Source organism: Leifsonia sp. McL0607, assembly GCF_049993355.1.
GTDB lineage: Bacteria > Actinomycetota > Actinomycetes > Actinomycetales > Microbacteriaceae > Leifsonia.
Genome location: NZ_CP188253.1, coordinates 544,581 through 563,889, shown reverse-complemented (window position 1 = coordinate 563,889; position 19,309 = coordinate 544,581). Strand labels below are relative to the sequence as shown.

Annotated in this window: 19 protein-coding genes and 1 tRNA gene; 13 read left to right on the top strand and 7 right to left on the bottom strand. The window is 69.4% G+C overall.

Going from position 1 to position 19,309, the window contains the following annotated elements; all coding sequences use genetic code 11:
- The first annotated feature begins 112 nt into the window (after positions 1–112).
- Together ACPPVW_RS02695 and ACPPVW_RS02690 are read left to right on the top strand one after the other, a co-directional pair.
- Entirely contained in the window at positions 113–709 is a 597-nt protein-coding gene (locus ACPPVW_RS02695) for an FABP family protein (protein ID WP_426625009.1), read from the top strand.
- A gap of 1 nt (position 710) precedes the next feature.
- A complete protein-coding gene (locus ACPPVW_RS02690) occupies positions 711–1,832 on the top strand; it encodes a YgfZ/GcvT domain-containing protein (RefSeq protein ID WP_426625008.1) in 1,122 nt (373 codons plus the stop codon).
- A gap of 73 nt (positions 1,833–1,905) precedes the next feature.
- On the opposite strand, the gene ACPPVW_RS02685 is transcribed toward ACPPVW_RS02690, so the two are convergent.
- Positions 1,906–2,733: a class I SAM-dependent methyltransferase gene (locus ACPPVW_RS02685; protein ID WP_426625007.1), complete on the bottom strand. Its 828-nt coding sequence runs from the start codon at positions 2,731–2,733 to the stop codon at positions 1,906–1,908.
- A 17-nt stretch (positions 2,734–2,750) separates the two neighbouring features.
- Between ACPPVW_RS02685 and ACPPVW_RS02680 the strand changes: the two genes are divergently transcribed.
- On the top strand, positions 2,751–3,500 hold the full coding sequence (locus ACPPVW_RS02680; protein WP_426625006.1) for a phosphoglyceromutase: 750 nt from the start codon (positions 2,751–2,753) through the stop codon (positions 3,498–3,500).
- A gap of 1 nt (position 3,501) precedes the next feature.
- Positions 3,502–3,993: a 2'-5' RNA ligase family protein gene (locus ACPPVW_RS02675; protein ID WP_426625005.1), complete on the top strand. Its 492-nt coding sequence runs from the start codon at positions 3,502–3,504 to the stop codon at positions 3,991–3,993.
- 91 nt (positions 3,994–4,084) lie between these two features.
- Here ACPPVW_RS02675 and phoU read toward each other — a convergent pair whose 3' ends face one another.
- Positions 4,085–4,741, bottom strand: coding sequence for a phosphate signaling complex protein PhoU (gene phoU / locus ACPPVW_RS02670; RefSeq protein ID WP_426625004.1), 657 nt, complete (start codon positions 4,739–4,741; stop codon positions 4,085–4,087).
- A gap of 191 nt (positions 4,742–4,932) precedes the next feature.
- On the opposite strand from phoU, the gene ACPPVW_RS02665 reads away from it, so the two are divergent.
- A complete protein-coding gene (locus tag ACPPVW_RS02665) occupies positions 4,933–6,084 on the top strand; it encodes a sensor histidine kinase (RefSeq protein ID WP_426625003.1) in 1,152 nt (383 codons plus the stop codon).
- The gene (locus tag ACPPVW_RS02660; protein ID WP_426625002.1) at positions 6,081–6,764 is read left to right on the top strand and encodes a response regulator; all 684 of its coding nucleotides are present in this window, start codon (positions 6,081–6,083) and stop codon (positions 6,762–6,764) included. Before ACPPVW_RS02665 ends, ACPPVW_RS02660 begins: the two co-directional genes overlap by 4 nt.
- Positions 6,765–6,840: 76 nt before the next feature.
- Here the strand turns inward: ACPPVW_RS02660 and ACPPVW_RS02655 are convergent, their stop codons facing one another.
- Complete coding sequence (locus tag ACPPVW_RS02655; protein ID WP_426625001.1) at positions 6,841–7,344, bottom strand: hypothetical protein; 504 nt, start codon at positions 7,342–7,344, stop codon at positions 6,841–6,843.
- Positions 7,345–7,522: 178 nt separating this feature from the next.
- Between ACPPVW_RS02655 and ACPPVW_RS02650 the strand changes: the two genes are divergently transcribed.
- From ACPPVW_RS02650 to rlmB, 5 genes are all read left to right on the top strand, one after another.
- The gene (locus tag ACPPVW_RS02650) at positions 7,523–8,005 is read left to right on the top strand and encodes a CarD family transcriptional regulator (RefSeq protein ID WP_021763858.1); all 483 of its coding nucleotides are present in this window, start codon (positions 7,523–7,525) and stop codon (positions 8,003–8,005) included.
- Positions 8,006–8,128: 123 nt separating this feature from the next.
- Positions 8,129–9,298: a 2-C-methyl-D-erythritol 4-phosphate cytidylyltransferase gene (gene ispD / locus ACPPVW_RS02645; RefSeq protein ID WP_426625000.1), complete on the top strand. Its 1,170-nt coding sequence runs from the start codon at positions 8,129–8,131 to the stop codon at positions 9,296–9,298.
- Positions 9,299–9,338: 40 nt separating this feature from the next.
- Entirely contained in the window at positions 9,339–9,719 is a 381-nt protein-coding gene (locus ACPPVW_RS02640) for a nuclear transport factor 2 family protein (protein ID WP_426624999.1), read from the top strand.
- A 9-nt stretch (positions 9,720–9,728) separates the two neighbouring features.
- Positions 9,729–11,162: a cysteine--tRNA ligase gene (gene cysS / locus ACPPVW_RS02635; RefSeq protein WP_426624998.1), complete on the top strand. Its 1,434-nt coding sequence runs from the start codon at positions 9,729–9,731 to the stop codon at positions 11,160–11,162.
- On the top strand, positions 11,159–12,181 hold the full coding sequence (rlmB, locus tag ACPPVW_RS02630; protein WP_426624997.1) for a 23S rRNA (guanosine(2251)-2'-O)-methyltransferase RlmB: 1,023 nt from the start codon (positions 11,159–11,161) through the stop codon (positions 12,179–12,181). The genes cysS and rlmB overlap by 4 nt, the downstream gene beginning before the upstream one ends.
- A gap of 22 nt (positions 12,182–12,203) precedes the next feature.
- On the opposite strand, the gene ACPPVW_RS02625 is transcribed toward rlmB, so the two are convergent.
- From ACPPVW_RS02625 to ACPPVW_RS02615, 3 genes are all read right to left on the bottom strand, one after another.
- Positions 12,204–12,608, bottom strand: a complete 405-nt coding sequence (locus ACPPVW_RS02625; protein ID WP_426624996.1) for a DUF4190 domain-containing protein — start codon at positions 12,606–12,608, stop codon at positions 12,204–12,206.
- A gap of 84 nt (positions 12,609–12,692) precedes the next feature.
- Positions 12,693–13,994, bottom strand: coding sequence for a DUF4032 domain-containing protein (locus tag ACPPVW_RS02620; protein WP_426624995.1), 1,302 nt, complete (start codon positions 13,992–13,994; stop codon positions 12,693–12,695).
- 90 nt (positions 13,995–14,084) lie between these two features.
- Positions 14,085–15,179 (bottom strand): ABC transporter ATP-binding protein, encoded by a 1,095-nt coding sequence (locus ACPPVW_RS02615; protein ID WP_426624994.1) that lies wholly within the window; start codon positions 15,177–15,179, stop codon positions 14,085–14,087.
- 330 nt (positions 15,180–15,509) lie between these two features.
- On the opposite strand from ACPPVW_RS02615, the gene ACPPVW_RS02610 reads away from it, so the two are divergent.
- Together ACPPVW_RS02610 and ACPPVW_RS02605 are read left to right on the top strand one after the other, a co-directional pair.
- Positions 15,510–16,418, top strand: a complete 909-nt coding sequence (locus tag ACPPVW_RS02610) for a DsbA family protein (protein WP_426624993.1) — start codon at positions 15,510–15,512, stop codon at positions 16,416–16,418.
- Between the two features lie 78 nt (positions 16,419–16,496).
- A tRNA-Thr gene (locus ACPPVW_RS02605) sits at positions 16,497–16,569 on the top strand.
- A gap of 1,038 nt (positions 16,570–17,607) precedes the next feature.
- Here the strand turns inward: ACPPVW_RS02605 and ACPPVW_RS02600 are convergent.
- Positions 17,608–19,260: a thiamine pyrophosphate-binding protein gene (locus ACPPVW_RS02600; RefSeq protein ID WP_426624992.1), complete on the bottom strand. Its 1,653-nt coding sequence runs from the start codon at positions 19,258–19,260 to the stop codon at positions 17,608–17,610.
- Positions 19,261–19,309: the final 49 nt, after the last annotated feature.

The following is a 19,309-nucleotide window of genomic DNA, read 5'->3' as shown; positions in this document are numbered from 1 at the left end:
TGCTCGTCGCTCTCGAACTCTTCTTCATCGGCCTGCTGGGTCTGGCCACCCTCGCCATCCTCGGTGTCTCGGGAGTGGTTGTCTACAACCTCTTCCGCGGCCAGCGCTAGGCATGATCGAGCTCCCCACCGACCTTCCGGCCGAACTCGTCCCGCTCTCCTGGCTGATCGGCATCTGGGAGGGGAGCGGCGTCGTCGACTACGCGGTCGGCGAGGAGCACGCCCAGCTGGAGTTCGGCCAGCGCATCAGCTTCAGCCACGACGGCGAGGCGTACCTCAACTACTCGGCCACGTCGTGGGTGCTCGACGAGAACGGCACTCCGCTCGCGGCCGAGACCGGCTACTGGCGGCTCAGCCGCGCGCTGGTGGAGGGCGACCCCGGCCCGGCGATGCTGCCCGGCCAGGGCCCGCGGCCGTTCGGCACCCCGCAGGCCGTCGAGACGCTTCGCGCCTCCAGCGGCGGTTTCGACATCGATGTGGCGATCATCCACCCCGACGGCGTCAGCGAGCTCTACATCGGCCAAGTGAACGGTCCCCGCATCGACCTGGCGACCGACGCCGTCGTGCGCACCGCCGGCGCCAAGGAGTACAGCGCGGCCACCCGCCTCTACGGTCTGGTGGAGGGTCACCTGCTCTGGGCCTGGGACATCGCGGCCCTGGGTCAGAACCTCCGCACCCACGCGTCGGCGCGTCTCGCCAAGGTCGACTGACGTGTCCGCTTCGCCCTTCCTCGCCCTTCCCGGCGCCGTCGACACCGTGCAGAGCGGGGTGCCGTCGCATTACGGCAACCCGCTGGCCGAGCAGCGCGCGCTCGTCCACAGCGGAGCGATCGTCGACCTGTCCGATCGTGCGGTCCTCTCGGTCACCGGGCCCGACCGGTTGAACTGGCTAAACTCCCTGACCAGCCAGTCGCTCCTCGGCCTCCAGCCCGGCGAGTCGTCCGAGACGCTTCTGCTCGACGTCACCGGTCGGGTCGAGCACGCCGTCCGGCTGGCCGAAGACGGCACGGCCCTGTGGCTCCTCGTCGACCGCCCGGAGGCCGCCGGCCTCCTCTCCTGGCTCGACTCGATGCGCTTCATGCTGCGCGTCGAGCTCGCCGACGACACCGAGACTCTCGCGACGATCGGCACGCTCGGCGAGCCTCCCCTGCCGCTCGCTGCACCCCACGGCGTGCCGTTGGTGTGGCACGACCCCTGGCACGCGGTGACGCCGGGAGGCCACCAGTACGCCACGGGGGATCATCCCGGCGCCGGCTGGACCTGGAGCGAGCGGGTGGTGCCGCGGGAGGCTCTGGCATCGATCGCGTCGCGCGTCGAGTCGGGAGAGCTGGTCGCGGCGGGCACCCTCGCGGCCGACGCGCTGCGGATCGCCGCCTGGCGGCCGCGCTTCGCCACCGAGGTCGACGAGCGCACGATCCCGCACGAGCTCGACTGGCTCCGCACCGCGGTGCACCTGAGCAAGGGCTGCTACCGCGGCCAGGAGACGGTCGCGAAGGTCCATAATCTCGGTCACCCGCCGCGGCGTCTCGTGATGCTCCACCTCGACGGCTCGGAGGGCGTGCATCCCCTCGCCGGCGCGGAGGTGACTCTTGACGGCCGGGTCGTCGGCACGGTCACCTCGTCCGCGCTGCACTACGAACTCGGGCCGATCGCGCTCGCCGTCGTCAAGCGGGGGACCGACGCGGCGGCCACGCTGACGGTCGACGCCGACGGCACCCTCGTCGCCGCGGCGCAGGAGGTCGTGGTGCCGCCGGAGGCGGGCGCGGAGGCCCACGTGCCGCACCTGCCGCGGCTCGGCTCCGTCACCCGTACCCCGCGCGCCCCGCGCGACTGACGCCGGCGACGGACGGCTTCCAGGATTCTCCTCCGATCGCTACGCCGGTGCGTTCGCTACGCCGGTGCGTTCGCTACACCGGCGCCACCGCGTGCCACGCGACCGTGAGTTCGCCGAGCCGCCAACGGGAGCGCTCGCCGACGATGGGCCAGCCGGCGTCCCGCATCCCCTGCGCAGCCGCGATCCACCGCTGCTTCGGGCCGAATGCGGCGAGGGGCGAGTGGACGCGCCAGAGCCGGTCGAGGTCCTGAAGGAACACGTGCACGCGTTCGCCGGAGACATTCCGGTGGATGAGTGCCTTGGGCAGCCGCTCAGCCACGACACTCGGCGCCTCCAGCCCACGGAGCCGCAGCGAGACCGACAGCGTCTGCGGTCCGGTGGCGTCGAGGGTGATCCAGCTGGCGATCCGGCCGATCTCGTCGCACGTCCCTTCGACGAGCGCGCCGCCCAGCTGCAGCCGACCGAGCATCCGCTCCCAGGCCGCAGCGACCTCCGACTCGTGGTACTGCCGCAGCACGTTGAAGGCCCGGATCACGGCGGCGTGCCGGCCCTCGGGCAACGGCACCTCGAAGCCGCCGACGCGGAAGTCCACACGCGCCCGCGGGTCGAAGCCGGTGCTGCCGACGCGCACCTCCTCGCGCTGGGCGAGCGCCGTCCGCACGCGCGCTGGGTCGATCTCGAGCCCGAGCACCTCGACGTCCGGGCGGACGCGCGCCAGCCGGTGTTGGAGCTCGAAAGCCGTCACGCCGCTCGCACCGTAGCCGAGGTCGACGACCAGCGGGTCCCCCGTCCGGCGCAGCACGGGAAGAGAGGCGATCCAGCGGTCCACCCGGCGCAGCCGATTCGTGTTGGTCGTGCCGCGAGTGACCGTGCCGACGGCACGGGAGGACAACGGCGGCATATGACAAGATTAATCGCATGCCCGCTCCCTACACTCTGATCCTCCTCCGCCACGGCAACAGCGAGTGGAACCAGCAGAACCTGTTCACCGGCTGGGTCGACGTCCGGCTCAGCGAGCAGGGCGTCGCCGAGGCCAACCGCGCCGGCGAGCTGCTGGCCGAGTCCGGCCTCGAGCCCGACATCCTCTACACGTCGGTCCTCACGCGTGCCATCCAGACTGCGAACTACGCTCTCGACGTTTCCGACCGGCTCTGGATCCCGGTCGAGCGGTCGTGGCGACTCAACGAGCGTCACTACGGCGCCCTGCAGGGCCTCGACAAGGCGGAGACCCTCGAGAAGTACGGTCCGGAGCAGTTCCAGCTCTGGCGCCGGTCGTTCGACGTGCCGCCGCCGCCGCTCCCCGACGACAGCCAGTGGTCGCAGGCGTACGACCCGCGTTACGCCGATCTGGGCGGCGACCTCCCGCGCACCGAGTGCCTCAAGGACGTCATCGCGCGCATGCTGCCGTACTGGGAGTCCGACATCACGACGAGCCTCGCCGAGGGCAAGACCGTGCTCGTCACCGCGCACGGCAACTCGCTGCGCGCCCTGGTGAAGCACCTCGACGGCATCTCGGACGACGAGATCGCCGAACTCAACATCCCGACCGGCATCCCGCTGGTCTACAAGCTCGACGAGACGTTCGCCCCGATCGAGCCCGCCGTCTACCTCGACCCCGAGGCGGCAGCGGCGGGAGCCGCGGCCGTCGCCGCCCAGGGCAAGAAGTAGCTTGCCGGCCGAAGTCGCCACGGCCTTGCATTCCTTCGTCGTCGTCGCGTTCCTGCCGGAACGCGGCGGCGATGTCGTCGTTCCGGAGGAGTTCGGCGCCGGAGACTGGCCGCTGCACGTCACGATCGTGCCGCCGTTCGAGACGGCCCTCGACGCGGAGGCTGTGGCAGCGCGCCTGCCGCACGGCCAGCGCCTCCCGATCGTCGCGGGTGCGCGGGCGTCGTTCGGGCACCGTCGGACCGTCCCGGTCACTCTGATCCGACCGTCGCCCGCGCTGCTCGCGCTGCACGAGGCGTGCGTGGAGGCTCTGGAGGCCGACGGCGCGGTCATCGCCGACCAGCGGCACATCCGAGCCGGTTACCGGCCGCACGCCTCCGACCAGCGTACGTGCGCGCTCGCCCCGGGCGACCACGTCTCCCTCTCCGAACTCGCCATCGTCGAGGGCGCGCCTGGCTCGCGCCGCCGGGTCGCCGCCCGCATCCCCCTCACCTAGCACCTGCCGAGTACGCCCGAATTCAGGCAAAAAACGCCGAGTACGCAGAGAATCTGCGTACTCGGCGGTTAGCGACTGTTGGAGGCGCGGGTCAGACCGCGACTTCGGGGGCCCAGTCGCCGGTCGCGAGGTACTGGACCTTCTTGGCGATCGAGACCGCGTGGTCGGCGAAGCGCTCGTGGTACCGGCTCGCGAGGGTCGCGTCGACGGTGTCGACGGCCTGACCCTTCCAGGTCTCGCCGAGGACCTTGTCGAACACGCTGGCGTGCAGCTCGTCGATGTCGTCGTCGTCGTTGCGGATCTCGTCGGCGAGCCGGATGTCCTGTGTGCGCAGCAGCTCCGAGAGCTTCTCGGCGATCTGGACGTCGAGACGCCCCATCTCGGCGAACGTCGAACGGAGGCTCTTGGGCACGACCTTGTCGGGGAAACGGTAGCGCGCGAGCTGGGCGATGTGCTCGGCCATGTCGCCCATCCGCTCGAGCGACGCGCTGATGCGCAGTGCGCTGACGACGATGCGGAGGTCGCGGGCGACGGGCTGCTGCCGGGCGAGGATCTGGATCGACAGCTCGTCCAGCAACACCGTGAGCTCGTCGATGCGGTGGTCGTTGGCGATCACCTCTTCGGCGAGGGTCACATCGGACTCGTTGAACGCCTCGGTGGCGCTGCGGATCGAACGTACGACCAACTCGGCGATCTCGACCAGCCGATCCTGGACTTCGGCCAGCTCCTGCTGAAAAACGTCGCGCATGGGATGGGTCCTTCCTGGGCGTGCGCGCGCACGCGGAATACGGGGGTCGATTGACCCCGTGAGCATGCTCGCGTCGGGAGGTTAACGGATGGTGCCGTCCACCTGAACACTGTCTAACGTACCCGCGAAAGCACGCGGCGTAGTGGCGGATCGGTCGCAGCCTGCCTGGCCCCATCACCTACGCTTTGGGTATGGACTCAGCCTGGTTGGTGCTGCTCTCGCTCGGGCTGGGGCTGGCCGTCGGCGCAGGGTTCGTCTGGATCCTCCACATCGCCGCTCGACGGGGCGACCACGCGGCCGCGGTGTCGAACCCCACGGTGCCCGACGGCGTCGACCAGGTGCTCGACGCGATGGAGTCCGCTGGCGTCGTCCTCGACCCGTCCAACAACGTGATCAAGGCCTCCCCGGGCGCGCACGCCATCGGCCTGGTCTGGAACGGGCTCCTCGTGCACCCGCACCTGGTAGAGCTGGTCGACCGCGTGCGACGCACGGGTGAGCCGGTGACTGAAGAGTGCGAGATCGCGCGTGGACCGTTCGGCGACGCCAACATCCACCTGAGCGTGCGGGTGGCACGACTGGGCTCGCGCTACATCCTGCTGCTGGCCGAGGACCGCACCGAGTCGTTCCGGCTCGAGTCGGTGCGACGCGACTTCGTCGCCAACATCAGCCACGAGTTGAAGACGCCGATCGGCGCGGTGACCCTGCTCGCCGAGGCTCTCGACGACGCGTCCGACGACCCGGAGCAGGTGCGCCGGTTCGCGCTGCGCCTGAGCGAGGAGGCCTCCCGGCTGGCCCGCATCACGCAGGACATCATCGAGCTGAGCCGCCTCCAGGCTGCAGACGCGCTCGGCGACGCGGAGCAGCTCTCCGCCAAGAAGGTCGTCAGGGCCGCGATCGACCAGAACCGCGTCGCCGCGGAGGCCCGCCGGATCGAGATCGCGATGCGCGGCGAGAAAGACGCCAGCGTGATCGGCAATGAGCCGCTCCTTGTCACCGCGGTGCACAACCTCATCTCGAACGCCATCCAGTATTCGCCCGAAGACTCCCGCATCGGGATCGGCGTGCGCAGCGTCGACGGCGTCGTCGAGATCGCGGTCACCGACCAGGGCGAGGGCATCCCGGAGGACGACCTCGACCGTGTCTTCGAACGATTCTTCCGCGTGGACCAGGCCCGCTCGCGCAACACCGGCGGTACCGGGCTCGGCCTCGCGATCGTCAAGCACGCCGTGCAGAACCACGGCGGCGAGGTCCGGGTCTGGTCTCAACCCGGACGCGGCTCCACCTTCACCATCCGGTTGCCGGAGGCGGCCACCGTGCGTCCCCCGATTGGAGAGAACCTGTGACAGCCATCCTGCTCGTCGAGGACGAGGCCGCCCTCAGCGAGCCTCTCGCGTATCTGCTCAAGCGCGAGGGATACGAGGTGACGGTCGCCGAAGACGGACCGACGGCGCTCGCCGAGTTCGACCGCGTCGGACCCGACCTGATCCTGCTCGACCTCATGCTCCCTGGCATCCCCGGAACCGAGGTCTGCCGCGAGATCCGCTCCCGCTCCACCGTGCCGATCATCATGCTGACGGCCAAGGACTCCGAGGTCGACATCGTCGTGGGGCTCGAACTCGGTGCGGACGACTACGTCACCAAGCCGTACTCGTCTCGCGAGCTGCTGGCGCGCATCCGCGCCGTGCTGCGCCGCCGCGTGGATGAGGCCGAGCTGGAGGACGACAGCATCCTGGAGGCCGGCACAGTGCGCATGGACGTCGACCGGCACACGGTCACCGTGAACGGCGGCGAGATCTCCATGCCGCTGAAGGAATTCGAGCTGCTGGAGCTGTTGCTGCGCAACGCCGGCCGTGTGCTCACGCGCGGTCAGCTCATCGACCGGGTGTGGGGCAGCGACTACTTCGGCGACACCAAGACGCTCGACGTGCACATCAAGCGCATCAGGTCGCGCATCGAAGAGAGCCCGTCCGACCCGCAGATGCTGGTCACAGTTCGCGGGCTCGGCTACCGCTTCAACGCCTGACCGTCCGCTGGAACGACGAAGCCGCCCTCGCGATTGGCGCGGGCGGCTCGTCGTGTGAGGGGCTCTGGCCGGCGGTTCAGTCCTGGGCCGGCAGGATGGTCGGCGGCACCAGCTTCTCGTAGTCGGGGAGGCCGCCGTCGAGAACGGGGACCTGCAGCTTCACGCCCGTCTCGTCGCCGTAGTGGAAGTACACCGGGTAGAGGCTGCCGGGCAGCGCGTCGAACGGGGTGAGGAACACGTTGTTCTGGGTCGGCTTGTCGGGCGCTTGGCCGATGGTCTTCACCTGGCCGGGCTCGACGGTGACCTCGGCGCCGACGCCGGAGGAGCCGGAGGTGATGGAGACGCGGTGGCTCTTGGTGTCGGTGTTCACCAGCGACACGACCAGGTTGCCGACTTTGCCGTCGACGCCGTCGGTGACGATGAAGGCGTTGCGCACGTCGATCGAACCGACGCTGCCGCTGACGCCGTCGCTTGCGTCGTAGTGCTTCGTGGTTGCCTGCGGTGCGATGAGACCGCATCCGGCCGTGCCGGCTGCGACCGCCAGGGCGAGGACGATGGACGCCGCGACGCGAGCTTTCACTGGAATGACCCTCCGAATCGTTCCGCTCGACGGCGCGCTGATGCCCTGTTTACGAAGCGGATTCAGCACGAGTTTACCGTATGCCGACAGGCGCTCCCCGCCTCCCGGTTGTGCGAGGGCGAACCTTAGCATGTGCCTCGTGTGGTATCCTATTCGTTGCTGAAGGGACAACATATCTATGCTTTTCGAGGTTGGCGAAACCGTCGTTTACCCCCATCACGGTGCTGCAACGATCACCGAGGTCAAGAAAAGAATCATCAAGGGTGAAGAGAAGCTGTACCTCAAGCTCAACGTCACGCAGGGCGATCTGACCATCGAGGTCCCCGCCGAGAACGTCGACCTCGTCGGCGTGCGCGACGTGATCGGCAAAGAGGGCCTCGACCGCGTGTTCGAGGTGCTGCGCGCTCCGTTCACCGAGGAGCCGACCAACTGGTCCCGCCGCTACAAGGCGAACCTCGAGAAGCTGGCGTCCGGCGACGTCATCAAGGTCTCCGAGGTCGTTCGTGACCTGTGGCGTCGCGATCAAGACCGCGGTCTCTCCGCCGGCGAGAAGCGCATGCTGGCCAAGGCGCGGCAGATTCTCATCTCCGAGCTCGCCCTAGCTGAGAAGACAGACGATGAGAAGGCATCCAGCCTCCTCGACGAGGTGCTCGCCTCCTAACCCGCGATTCACCCGCTCCGCGATTCGTTCGCGTTCGACGGCCCCGCTGCAGCAGCAGCGGGGCCGTCGGCGTTCCGGGCTCCGGAACCCCGACCCGTCGTGGCTTGGCGGTAGTCTCGGGGAATGAACACCGACACGGAGCCGCGCGTCGCGGTCGTCGTCGTCGCCGCCGGGTCGGGCACGCGGCTCGGAGCCGAGTTGCCGAAGGCGTTCGTGCGGCTCGATGGCCCGACCCTGCTAGAACGTTCCCTCTATGCCGTGCGCGGCATGCGTCACCCGGCGGACCCCGTCCTCGTGGTTCCGGCCGATCGTGTCGGCGAGGCGTCCGCCATCGCGGTCGCTGTCTTCGGTGGCCCTGCGCGGGTCGTGACGGGCGGTGGGACCCGGCAGCAATCGGTCGCCGCGGGGCTGGCCGTGCTCGCGGACGACGTGGAGGTCGTGCTCGTGCACGACGCCGCGCGCGCTCTCACCAGCTCCGGCCTGTTCGATGCGGTGGTGGAGGCGGTGGTCGAGACGGGCCACGGTGTGATCCCCGGCCTCCCGGTCAGCGACACGATCAAGCGCGTCGCCTCCGACGGGACGGTGCACGAGACGGTGGACCGCTCGACGCTGGCGGCGGTCCAGACCCCGCAGGGCTTCCCGCGCGCCCAGTTGATGGAGGCCTACGCGGCGGCGACGACGACCGACGAGACCGACGACGCCGGCCTGGTCGCCGCAGCCGGTTTCGCCGTCACCGTGCTGCCGGGGGAGGCGCGGGCATTCAAGATCACGACGCCGGGCGACCTCCAGCGCGCGCATGACCTCGTCGCGCCCGGGTCGAAGCCGCTACCGCTACCGCGCATCGGCCTCGGCACCGACACCCACGCGTTCGACCCGTCGGCCGAACTCTGGCTCGCGGGGCTGCACTGGCCAGACGAGCAGGGGCTCTCCGGCCACAGCGACGGAGACGCAGCGTGCCATGCCATCGTCGACGCCCTGCTCGGCGCCGCGGGTCTCGGCGACATCGGGGGTGTCTTCGGAACGGGTGACCCGCGGTTCGCGGGCGCGCACGGGGAGGTGTTCCTCACCGAGACGCGCCGCCTGGTCGAGGAGGCCGGCTTGCGCATCGGCAACGTGTCCGTGCAGATCATCGGTCAACGTCCCAAGTTCGCGCCGCGGCGGCGGGAGGCAGAGGAGCTGCTCTCTGGCATCCTCGGGGCGCCCGTCTCGATCGCCGCGACGACAACCGACGGCCTGGGCTTCACCGGAAGGGCCGAGGGGATCACGGCCTTCGCGACCGCACTGCTGCGCTGAGGCCCACGACTCACTAGCCTGGCGCGTGGAGAGGACAGCCATGCCCCAGACGAAAAGCGCGGACATCGCGCGACGCTACATCGAAGCGGTCGGCGACCACGATCTCGACACGGTCGGCGGCCTCCTCGCCGACGAGCTGTCCGCGAGCTTCGCGGGCGGGACGCTCGGCAGAGACGAGTGGCTCGGAGCGTTGAAGCGGCTGCTTCCGGCGCTGGTCCGCAACGACATCCGAGAGGTCTTCGCGGAGGGCGACCGCGCGTGCGTGGTCTACGACTTCGTCACGGATACGGCCGCCGGTGCGGTGCCCTGCGTCGAGCTCGTGACGGTGGAGGGCGAGTCCATCACGCGGATCGAGCTGATCTTCGACCGGGTGACGTTCGCGCCGGTCAACGAAGCGCTCGCCGCGCGCGCGGCCCCGTAGGCTTAGGCCGTGACTCTGCGACTCTTCGACACCAAGGCCGGCGCCCTGCGCGACTTCGTGCCCCTGCGTCCCGGTGCAGTGGGCATGTACGTCTGCGGCCCGACGGTGCAGTCGTCGCCGCACATCGGCCACCTGCGCTCGGCCCTCGTGTACGACCAGCTGCGGCGCTGGCTGGCCTACCGCGGCCTCGACGTGACCCTCGTGCGCAACGTCACCGACATCGACGACAAGATCCTCGACAATGCGGCGACGGCGCAGGCGCAGGGCGGCTCCGAGGAATGGTGGGCGCTTGCGTACCGGTTCGAGCTGGAGTTCACAGCCGGTTACACCGCTCTCGGCGTGCAGCCTCCCACGTACGAGCCGCGGGCGACCGCGAGCATCCCGCAGATGCAGGAGTTCATCGGCCGGCTGATCGAGCGCGGCCACGCCTACGTGGCGGGCGATGGCTCCGGCGACGTCTACTTCGACGTGAAGAGCTGGCCGGCCTACGGCGAGCTGACCCGGCAGAGCATCGACAACATGGAGGCCGCGGCCGACGCCGATCCGCGCGCCAAGCGCGACCCGCGCGACTTCGCACTCTGGAAGGGCCGCAAGAGCGACGAGCCGGAATCCGCGGCGTTCCCCTCGCCGTGGGGCGACGGGCGTCCGGGCTGGCACATCGAATGCTCCGCCATGTCGCGACGCTATCTGGGGCCGGTGTTCGACATCCACGGTGGCGGCCTCGATCTGCGGTTCCCGCACCACGAGAACGAGGTCGCCCAGTCCACGGCGGTCGGCGACGGTTTCGCGTCGTACTGGGTGCACAACGGGCTGGTGCACGTCAACGGGCAGAAGATGAGCAAGTCGCTCGGCAACTCCGTCTACGCGGCCGACCTCCTCGGCGCGGCCAGGCCGCTGGTAGTGCGGTACTACCTCGGCTCGGCCCACTACCGGTCGACGATCGACTACCACGACGGGTCTCTCAGCGAAGCGGAGGCCGCCCTCGACCGCATCTCCGGCTTCTTCGAGCGCGTCGACCGCCGGCTCAGCGGCACCCGGTTCGCCGGCAGCGGCGCGGAGCTCGTGCCGGGCTCGTTCGCCGAGGCGATGGACGACGACCTCGCGGTGCCGCAGGCCCTGGCCGTCCTCCACGACACCGTGCGCTCAGGAAACGCGGCGTTGGATGCGGAAGACTTGGAGGCCGCCGCGATCGCGCGCGGTCACGTCCTGGCGATGACCGAGGTGCTCGGCTTCAACCCGCTCTCGCCTCAGTGGCACTCGGCGGGCTCGAGCGCGGCGGAGCACGCGCTCGGAGCCCTCGTCGGGCGGCTGCTCGACGACCGGCAGGAGGCGCGGCAATCGCGCGACTTCGCCGCCGCAGACCGCATCCGCGACGAGTTGACCGCCGCGGGTATCAGTATCGAAGACACCCCGACGGGGTCGCATTGGAGTATCGAAGCATGAAGAACTCAGGTGGCAAGCCCCGCGCGGGCGCCGTGAGGAAGAGCAAGAAGGGCGCCCAGGTGGGCACAGGCGGCCACGGTCGCAAGGCCCTCGAAGGCCGCGGGCCGACGCCGAAGGCGGAGGAGCGCGAGTACCACGTCGCCTACAAGAACAAGCAGCTGCGCGAACGCGCGGCGGCCAAGGCGGATCAGCGGGGCGGCCGCGACGGCGCACCGCGCGGAGCATCCGGTGCCGCCCGCCGCGCCAAGAGCGGCGACGAGAGCGAGATCGTCACCGGCCGCAACTCGGTGCTGGAGGCGCTGCGCGCGGCGATCCCGGCCTCCACGCTCTACATCGCAGCCAGGGTCGAGATGGACGACCGCATGAAGGAGATCCTGTCGATCGCCACCGGCCGCCCCATCCCGGTGCTCGAGGTCATGCGTCCGGAGCTCGACCGCCTCGCCGGCCGGGATGCGGTGCACCAGGGCGTCGCGCTCAAGGTGCCGCCCTACGAGTACGCCCACCCGGGCGAGCTGCTCGACGTGACGCTGCGCACGGGCCAGACGCCGCTGTTCGTGGCACTCGACGGGATCACCGACCCGCGCAACCTCGGCGCGATCCTCCGCTCGACCGCCGCGTTCGGAGGGCAGGGCGTGATCGTCCCGCAGCGCCGTTCGGTCGGGATGACCGCTGCCGCTTGGAAGACGTCTGCTGGCGCCGCGGCCCGCACGCCTGTCGCGATGGCCTCGAACCTCACCTCGACGCTCAAGGAGTTCAAGCGGGCGGGAGTCTTCGTGCTGGGGCTCGACGGCGGCGGCGACACCTCGCTGCCGGGGCTCTCGTTCGCCGACCGTCCGGTCGTGATCGTCGTGGGCAGCGAGGGCAAGGGCCTGTCACGACTGGTGACCGAGACGTGCGACGCCGTCGTGTCCATCCCGATCTCGGCCTCCACCGAGTCGCTGAACGCGGGGATCGCGGCGAGCGTCACGCTGTACGAGATCGCGAAGCTGCGCGCGGAGGGCAAGGCCGCCAAGCGCTGAGGCAGGGGCCGAGACCGAACGGCTAGCTCGAGATGCCCGAGGTCGACATGCTGTGGCTCATGATCGAGAAGAACAACGTGAGCCACACGATGAAGAACAGCGCCCCGGCGGCCACGCCGACGTAGCCGATGATGAGACCGGCCAACGCCATGCCGCGGCCGTTCTCGCCGGTGCGCTTGATCTGCGCAAGCGCGATGTGCCCGGTGATGACGGCGGCGATGCTCACGATGAAAGCCGACACCAGCGAGATGATCGCCAGCACGTTGGTGCGCGGTTCAGGAGCGTAGGCGTACGGGTACGGAGAACCCGGTTGGCCCGGATACGGTTGGGCGCCGTAGTGCTGCTGTCCGCCGTATTGCTCCTGGCCGGGATACTGCTGCTGGCCGGGGTACGGCGGCACGTCACCAGGCTGTTCGGTGTTCGACATCGGGCTCCTCGCTCTGCTTACTCAGAGCGTAGCGGAACGGGCGCTGGGCCAGCGGCTAGAGCGGCGCAGCGACACGGGGCGCACTCAGACCTTGGAGCGCCAGTCGTCCTCGTCATCGTCCTGCTCGAGTCCGGCGGCGCGCCGGATCGCCGGAATGCTCATCGTCTCGGTGGGCGGCCCGACGACGGTGGCCTCGTCGCGGCGGTGCCGGAGGATGTCGTTGATGTAGGAGGTCAGGGCCTCCGCCAACGGCACGTCGCGTCCTTCGCTCTGCGACATGAACCAGCGGTGCTCGAGCAGCTGATGGAACACCTCGGCGGGCTCCAGCTTGCCCTTCAGGTCGCTGGGGATGGCGCGGACGACCGGTTCGAAGACGCGCATCAGCCACTCGTGGGCCATCGCCTCGTCGTCCAGACCGCGCTTGCCGAGGGTCGCCGAGTACGAGTCGAGGTCGTTCAGCAGCCGTCGCGCCTGGTTCTCGCCGGTGTCGAGCCCGGTCAGGCGCAGCAGACGCCGCGAGTGGTGCCCCGCATCCACGACCTTCGGTTGAATGCGGACGGTCGTGCCCTGGTCGGAGGTCTTGATCGCGAGCTCCTCGATGTCGAAGCCGAGCTCGTTGAGACGCTCCACGCGCTGGCTGATCCGCCAGCGCTCCGACGACGAGAACGACTCGCTGCCGGTGAGCTCCTTCCAGAGCGACCGGTACGCGGCGACGATCCCGTTCGACACCTTGATCGGGTCGAGCTCCTCGTCGACGCGTCCGCCCGCCTCCAGATCCATCAGCTCGCCCGCGATGTTGACGCGGGCGATCTCGAGGTCGTTCTCTCGCTGTCCGTTCGAGAGGCCGTCGTAGATCTGCCCGGTCTCCGCGTCTACCAGGTAGGCGGCGAACGCGCCCGCGTCGCGCCGGAACAACGTGTTGGAGAGCGAGACGTCGCCCCAGAAGAACCCGACGATGTGGAGGCGCACCAGCAGCACGGCGAGGGCGTCGACGAGACGCGTCGCCGTGTCGGGCCTCAGCGTCTGGGAGAACAGGGCGCGGTAGGGGAGCGAGAACTTGAGGTGCTGCGTGACCAGTGCGGCGTTGAGCGGGTCGCCGCCATCGTCGGTGCGGTTCTTGATGACCGCTACCGGGTCGACGCACGGCACGTCGAGGCGCTGGAGGGTGCGCAGCATCTCGTACTCGCGCTGCGCCATCTCCGCGGTCGTCTCCTTGATGGCGATGACGTAACCGGAGAGGTTCGCGAAGCGCACGAGGTGCCGGCTGATGCCTTTCGGCAGCAGGGCGATGTGCTCGTTCGACCACTGGTCCAACGGGAGGTTCCACGGGAGATCGAGCAGCGCGGGATCGACAGTCGCCGCGGTGATGTTGACAGAGCCGGCCATGACAGAGCCTCCAGGAACGAGTGGTGCGGAAAGCGCTCTGCCGCAGCCCGAGAACGGACTGCGGCAGAGTGAGGATGTTCTTCGGCGACCTTAGTCGACGACCGCGCCGCCGAGGCGCTCGCCCGACTCCGCGTGGAACAGGTGGACGTGCCCCGGCTTCGGGGTGATGTAGACGGTGTCGCCCGCGTTCGGGTGCACACGTCCGTCGACGCGCGCGACGATGTCGGTGCGCTTGCCGTTGACCTCCGCGTGGCCGTAGAGGTAGCCGTCGGCGCCGAGCTCCTCGACGAGGTCGACCGCGACCTTCAGTCCGCCGCTCTCCGCGGTGGAGACGACGACGTCCTCCGGACGCACACCGATGGTGACCGAGTTGCCGGCGCTGCCGAGCACGTCGCGCTCGACCGGGACGACCGTGGTGCCGAACTTGATGCCGCCGTCGGTGACGTCGGCCGTGAACAGGTTCATGGCCGGGCTGCCGATGAAGCCGGCGACGAAGACATTCCTCGGCTGGGCGTACAGGTCGCGCGGGGTGCCCACCTGCTGCAGCACGCCGTCTTTGAGGACCGCGATGCGGTCGCCCATGGTGAGCGCCTCGGTCTGGTCGTGGGTGACGTACACCGTGGTGACGCCGAGGCGGCGGGTGAGCGAGGCGATCTGCGTGCGGGTCTGCACGCGGAGCTTGGCGTCGAGGTTCGACAGCGGCTCGTCCATGAGGAACACCTGGGGCGAACGGACGATCGCACGGCCCATGGCGACACGCTGACGCTGACCACCCGAGAGGGCCTTCGGCTTGCGGCCGAGGTACGGCTCCAGGTCGAGCAGCTTGGCGGCCTCGAGCACGCGGGAGGCGCGCTCGTCTTTGCCGATGCCGGCGATCTTGAGCGCGAAGCCCATGTTCTCGGCGACCGTCATGTGCGGGTACAGAGCGTAGTTTTGGAACACCATCGCGATGTCGCGGTCCTTCGGCGGCACGTCGGTGACGTTGCGCTCGCCGATGAAGATGTTGCCGTCGTTGACCTCTTCGAGGCCCGCGAGCATGCGGAGCGAGGTGGACTTGCCGCAACCGGAGGGGCCGACCAGGACGAGGAACTCGCCGTCTGCGATGTCGAGGTCGAGAGCGTCGACCGCGGGGCGGTTGGAACCCGGGTACAGCCGGGTCGCCTTGTCATAGGTGACAGTCGCCATTTTTCTTTTGTCTCCTTCACCGGCAGGTACGTGCCGGACGATCCGTTGTGAATGGAATAGACGTGGCGTCGACGTCTGGGGGCGTCGATGCCACGACCCCCATAGTAAGGCATCCGAGGGGTCCCTTCGACCACACGTCCGCGGAGGCCGCTGGCCCGCGTTCGGGGGGCGACGTGGAGGTGGTGCTCGGAACTCGAACGGCGTATGTCTGGTCTATTCCCAGACTGCCGGAATACGATCGTCCGGTTGCGTCTAGCTCACGCACGTCCCCGCCGATGCGTCCCTCCGCGCACGGCGCCGCCTACCCCGAGAGCCGATACGCCTGAAGATATGAGTTCCATGACCGACCTCGACGAGAGCCGCAGCGGCGATGTCCGCGCGGCAGCCCGGGAGAAAGCCCGACAGCTCCGCACGAACCAGCAGCGCAAGGACCGCAGGAACAAGACGCTCCTGTCCGGCGGCATCGTGCTCGGAGTCCTTGTCATCGTGGCCATCGTCGCCGTGGTCATCATGGGCGCGATCCGACCGACTGTCCCCGGCCCGAAGAACATGGCCAGCGACGGCGTCGTCGTCGGCTCGGGCCTGAAGGTCAAGGCGACCCCGGCGCTCGCCGCCGACGCCAAGCCCATCGCGAGCGCGCCCGATCCGTCCGGGAGCGCCGTCGACATCCGCATCTACGCGGACTACCTGTGCAAGCTGTGCGGTCAGTTCCAGCGCACAAACCTCAAGCAGCTGCAGCCGCTGGTGAAGAACGGCGCCGTCACGGTGGAGATGCACCCCGTCGCCATTTACACCAGCCACTCGGCCGGCACCCGCTACTCGCTGCGGGCGGCGAACGCCGCCGCCTGCGTCGCCAACTACTCGCCGAAGGCGTTCTGGGCGTTCAACCAATCGCTGTTCACCGCCCAGCCGGCCGAGGGCGGCCCCGGGCTGAGCGACCAGGAGCTCAAGAAGCGCGCTGCGGCCTCCGGAGCCTCCGTATCGGACGTGAACTCGTGCATCGACGACGGCCGCTTCAAGACCTGGGTCGGCACGGCGAGCGACCGCGCCCTCAGCGGCCCCATCCCGGACTCCGACGTCAAGAAGATGACGAACGCCCTGCTCGTGCTCGTGAACGGCAAGCCGTACACCGGCTCGCTCACGAACGCGGACGACTTCAAGGCGTTCGTGCTGCAGGCGCAGGGTGACGAGTACTCGTCGACGGCCACCCCGACCCCCTCGCCGAGCGCGGGCAGCTGAGCCCCGTCGCCGCCCCTCCCGGCCGCGGAGCGCCCGTCGCGCATCCTCTAGAATGGTTCGCGACGGGCTCCCGTCGTCGCCGACTTAGCTCAGCTGGTAGAGCACTCGCCTTGTAAGCGAGCGGTCGCGGGTTCGAACCCCGCAGTCGGCTCTGTGTTGTTCCGTCGCGCCTTGTGCGCTTGTGGATTTCCTCTGGCGCTCAGCGCGTTCGGGGCTTTCTCTGGCGCTGTCATCTGTGACGAAAGTCATCCGCCGCCGCGACGAACGCGCGCGAATACGTCCTGCGTGGTAGCTCGGTTCCCGAGCACATGTAGCGGGGATGCCCTGCGTCCACCGCTGGTCGCGCGGCCGCTCCCGCCAGGGGAGGGCCGCGAGCCCGTTCGCCGCTGCGTAGCAGCCGACGGTGGTGGTGGCGTCGGTCACGGTGAAGACCTCGCCGGTGTCGTTCGGACCCGGTATCGGGGTCACCGCGATCAGTGCCGGCTGCTGTGCGTCCGTCACTATCGGCCGGAGAGGCGTATCGGTCGGGAAGAAATGCCGAGAGCTGTTATGAGTTCACTGCAAGTGGTTTTCTAACCTCTGGCCCCTTGAAGCGCAGACGCTACAAGTAACGAGGCGACCAGAAATGCCGCAAACGTCGCGACGTTTCCGAGGAAAGGCACCCACCACGTACGTCGGGGTGCTCCCATCCGCGCGACGAGCGCGACGATCGTCAGGAGAAAAGCGACTGCCGCTGTTATCGGCGTGATCCAAATAGTCATCGCGAGAAGCCCCAGATCGCACGCTTCGGGATTCCCGCTGCACGCTGCCACGCCCGTCAGTTCGAGGATCACGATGAACGAGAGCACTGCACCCGAAAGGATGAGAAGAACGAGCCACACAATCGATGCAACGAGATCTCCCGTTCCAGGCGGACGTCGAAGTGCCGAAGCGTCGTCTGAGGTGAAGAAGTCATCGTCAGAGTCGAGTCGCATTGTGGTCTCGTTCCTGTTGGCTTATCGGCCGCTGAGACTCTCACGGGCCGAGTTCGGAGCTTTCGTCTGTCAGTTGTCGAAAAGTGATGCCTGAAGCATCACCGAACTCGTCGCGTAACTCGCGTGTACCGACATCCCCCGCTCGGTGAGTTTGGTTTGACAGAAGAAGTCTCCCGACAAGCAATATGACCGGACGGCCGGAAGGTATCCGTGAGTCAACGGTTCACACGGATGATCTCCTCCTGGTACGGGGCGATCACCGCGCCGGAGATCCGCAGGTCGAGCACCAGGAACGGCCGTTCGTCCGCCGGGCGTGCGGCCCACTCCGCGAGGGCCTCCAGGTCAGCGAGCGTGCGCACCACGACGCCCTTCGCGCCGACGGCGGCTCCGAGGGCGGCGAAGTCGACCTCCGGGATGCGCATCGGACCCTGCGCCAGGCCCTTCAAGCCGTACAGGTTCACCTCCGCGCCGTAGGCGGCGTCGTTCCAGACCACGGCCAGCCCGCGGCCACCGGCTACGCGCACAGCGGATTCCAGGTCGGCCAGCGCCATCAGGCCGCCGCCGTCGCCGGTCGTGAGCACGACGGTGGACTCGGGATGGGCCAGCGCGGCGCCGGCCACGCTCGGGAAGCCGAGACCGATCGACTGGTACGCCGTGCCCACCATGATCATGCGGTCGGGGGAGGCGACCGGCCAGTACATGTTGGCCCAGCCGATGAAGTGCCCGCCGTCGGAGACGACGACCCGGTCGGCGGGCAGCAGCTCGCCGATGCGGGCTGCGGCCGAGCGCGGGTCGAGGCGGCCGTCGGCGGCGAGGCCGTCACCGGCCGGGCGGGCGACGAGGTCGGCGATGTCGACCGATTCGCGCCAGCCCGAGGGCGCCCCGCCGAGAGCGCGCAGCTCCTCCACGAGGGCCTCGGCGACGAGGCGGGCATCGCCGCGCACGTACGCTCCCACGTGCGGGTGAGTGGCCGCCGGGGCGACGTCCACCTGGATGACCCGGGTGCCAGGCGCGAACAGGTCGCCGAACCGCATCGTGAACGGGTTGAGGGAGGCGCCGAACAGTACGGCGACGTCGGACGTGCGCACGGTCTCCATCGCCCGCTCCGCGCCGAAGCCGCCGGTGACACCGAGGTCGTAGCGGGCGTCCGGGAACACGCCGCGGCCCAGCGCGGTGCCCGCGGTGAGCGCGCCGGTCGCGTCGGCGAGGGCGCCGAGGGCGGTGCCGGCGCCCGAGATCCAGGCTCCGCGCCCAGCGAGGAGGAAGGGGCGCTCGGCGGCTGCGAGCGCTGCAGCGGCCTCGGCGATCGCGCGGGCGGCGAACGGGCCGGTGGGCGCGAGCGGTGCGGGTGCGGCAGGTGAGGGCGCGTCCGGCACGGGGCCGGCCTCGCGCGTGGCCACGTCATACGGAATGGCGAGAACGGTCGGCACTCGGTAGGTGAGCGCGTGCTCGACGGCGATGACCGCGGTGGCCGCGGCGTCGGTGCGGCCGACCGTGTACGTGCGCGCGCCGACCGCGCTGGCGAGCGCGATCTGGTCGACGCCCCAGGGCCGCGGGCCGGACGTGGGCTCGTCGCCGACGACCAGCACGAGCGGGATGTGCGCCTGCCTTGCCTCCGCGAGCGCGGTGAGGGTGTTCGTGAAACCGGCGCCGTAGGTCGCAGTCGCCGCGGCCAGCCTCCCCGACGCCCGATGGTAGCCGTCGGCGGCCACGACGGCGCCGGCCTCGTGGCGCATCGGGGTGTACGGAACGGCCCCGTCGCGCTCGAGGGCGTCGAGGAAGTGCGCGTTGCCGTTGCCCATGACGCCGAAGACCTGGTCGACGTGGTGGGCGAGAGCGGCGGCGACGTGAGCGGAGACAGAGGGCATGAGGGTGCCTTTCGAGACGGGAACGGAGGTGCGATGATCCGTGTGTGTC

Coding starts and splice junctions, on each gene's coding strand:
- ACPPVW_RS02695 (WP_426625009.1), top strand. CDS start 113: ATGATCGAGCTCCCCACCGACCTTCCGGCCGAACTCGTCCCGCTCTCC.
- ACPPVW_RS02685 (WP_426625007.1), bottom strand. CDS start 2,733: ATGCCGCCGTTGTCCTCCCGTGCCGTCGGCACGGTCACTCGCGGCACG.
- ACPPVW_RS02680 (WP_426625006.1), top strand. CDS start 2,751: ATGCCCGCTCCCTACACTCTGATCCTCCTCCGCCACGGCAACAGCGAG.
- phoU (WP_426625004.1), bottom strand. CDS start 4,741: ATGCGCGACGTTTTTCAGCAGGAGCTGGCCGAAGTCCAGGATCGGCTG.
- ACPPVW_RS02665 (WP_426625003.1), top strand. CDS start 4,933: ATGGACTCAGCCTGGTTGGTGCTGCTCTCGCTCGGGCTGGGGCTGGCC.
- ACPPVW_RS02650 (WP_021763858.1), top strand. CDS start 7,523: ATGCTTTTCGAGGTTGGCGAAACCGTCGTTTACCCCCATCACGGTGCT.
- ispD (WP_426625000.1), top strand. CDS start 8,129: ATGAACACCGACACGGAGCCGCGCGTCGCGGTCGTCGTCGTCGCCGCC.
- ACPPVW_RS02640 (WP_426624999.1), top strand. CDS start 9,339: ATGCCCCAGACGAAAAGCGCGGACATCGCGCGACGCTACATCGAAGCG.
- rlmB (WP_426624997.1), top strand. CDS start 11,159: ATGAAGAACTCAGGTGGCAAGCCCCGCGCGGGCGCCGTGAGGAAGAGC.
- ACPPVW_RS02625 (WP_426624996.1), bottom strand. CDS start 12,608: ATGTCGAACACCGAACAGCCTGGTGACGTGCCGCCGTACCCCGGCCAG.
- ACPPVW_RS02620 (WP_426624995.1), bottom strand. CDS start 13,994: ATGGCCGGCTCTGTCAACATCACCGCGGCGACTGTCGATCCCGCGCTG.
- ACPPVW_RS02615 (WP_426624994.1), bottom strand. CDS start 15,179: ATGGCGACTGTCACCTATGACAAGGCGACCCGGCTGTACCCGGGTTCC.
- ACPPVW_RS02610 (WP_426624993.1), top strand. CDS start 15,510: ATGAGTTCCATGACCGACCTCGACGAGAGCCGCAGCGGCGATGTCCGC.
- ACPPVW_RS02600 (WP_426624992.1), bottom strand. CDS start 19,260: ATGCCCTCTGTCTCCGCTCACGTCGCCGCCGCTCTCGCCCACCACGTC.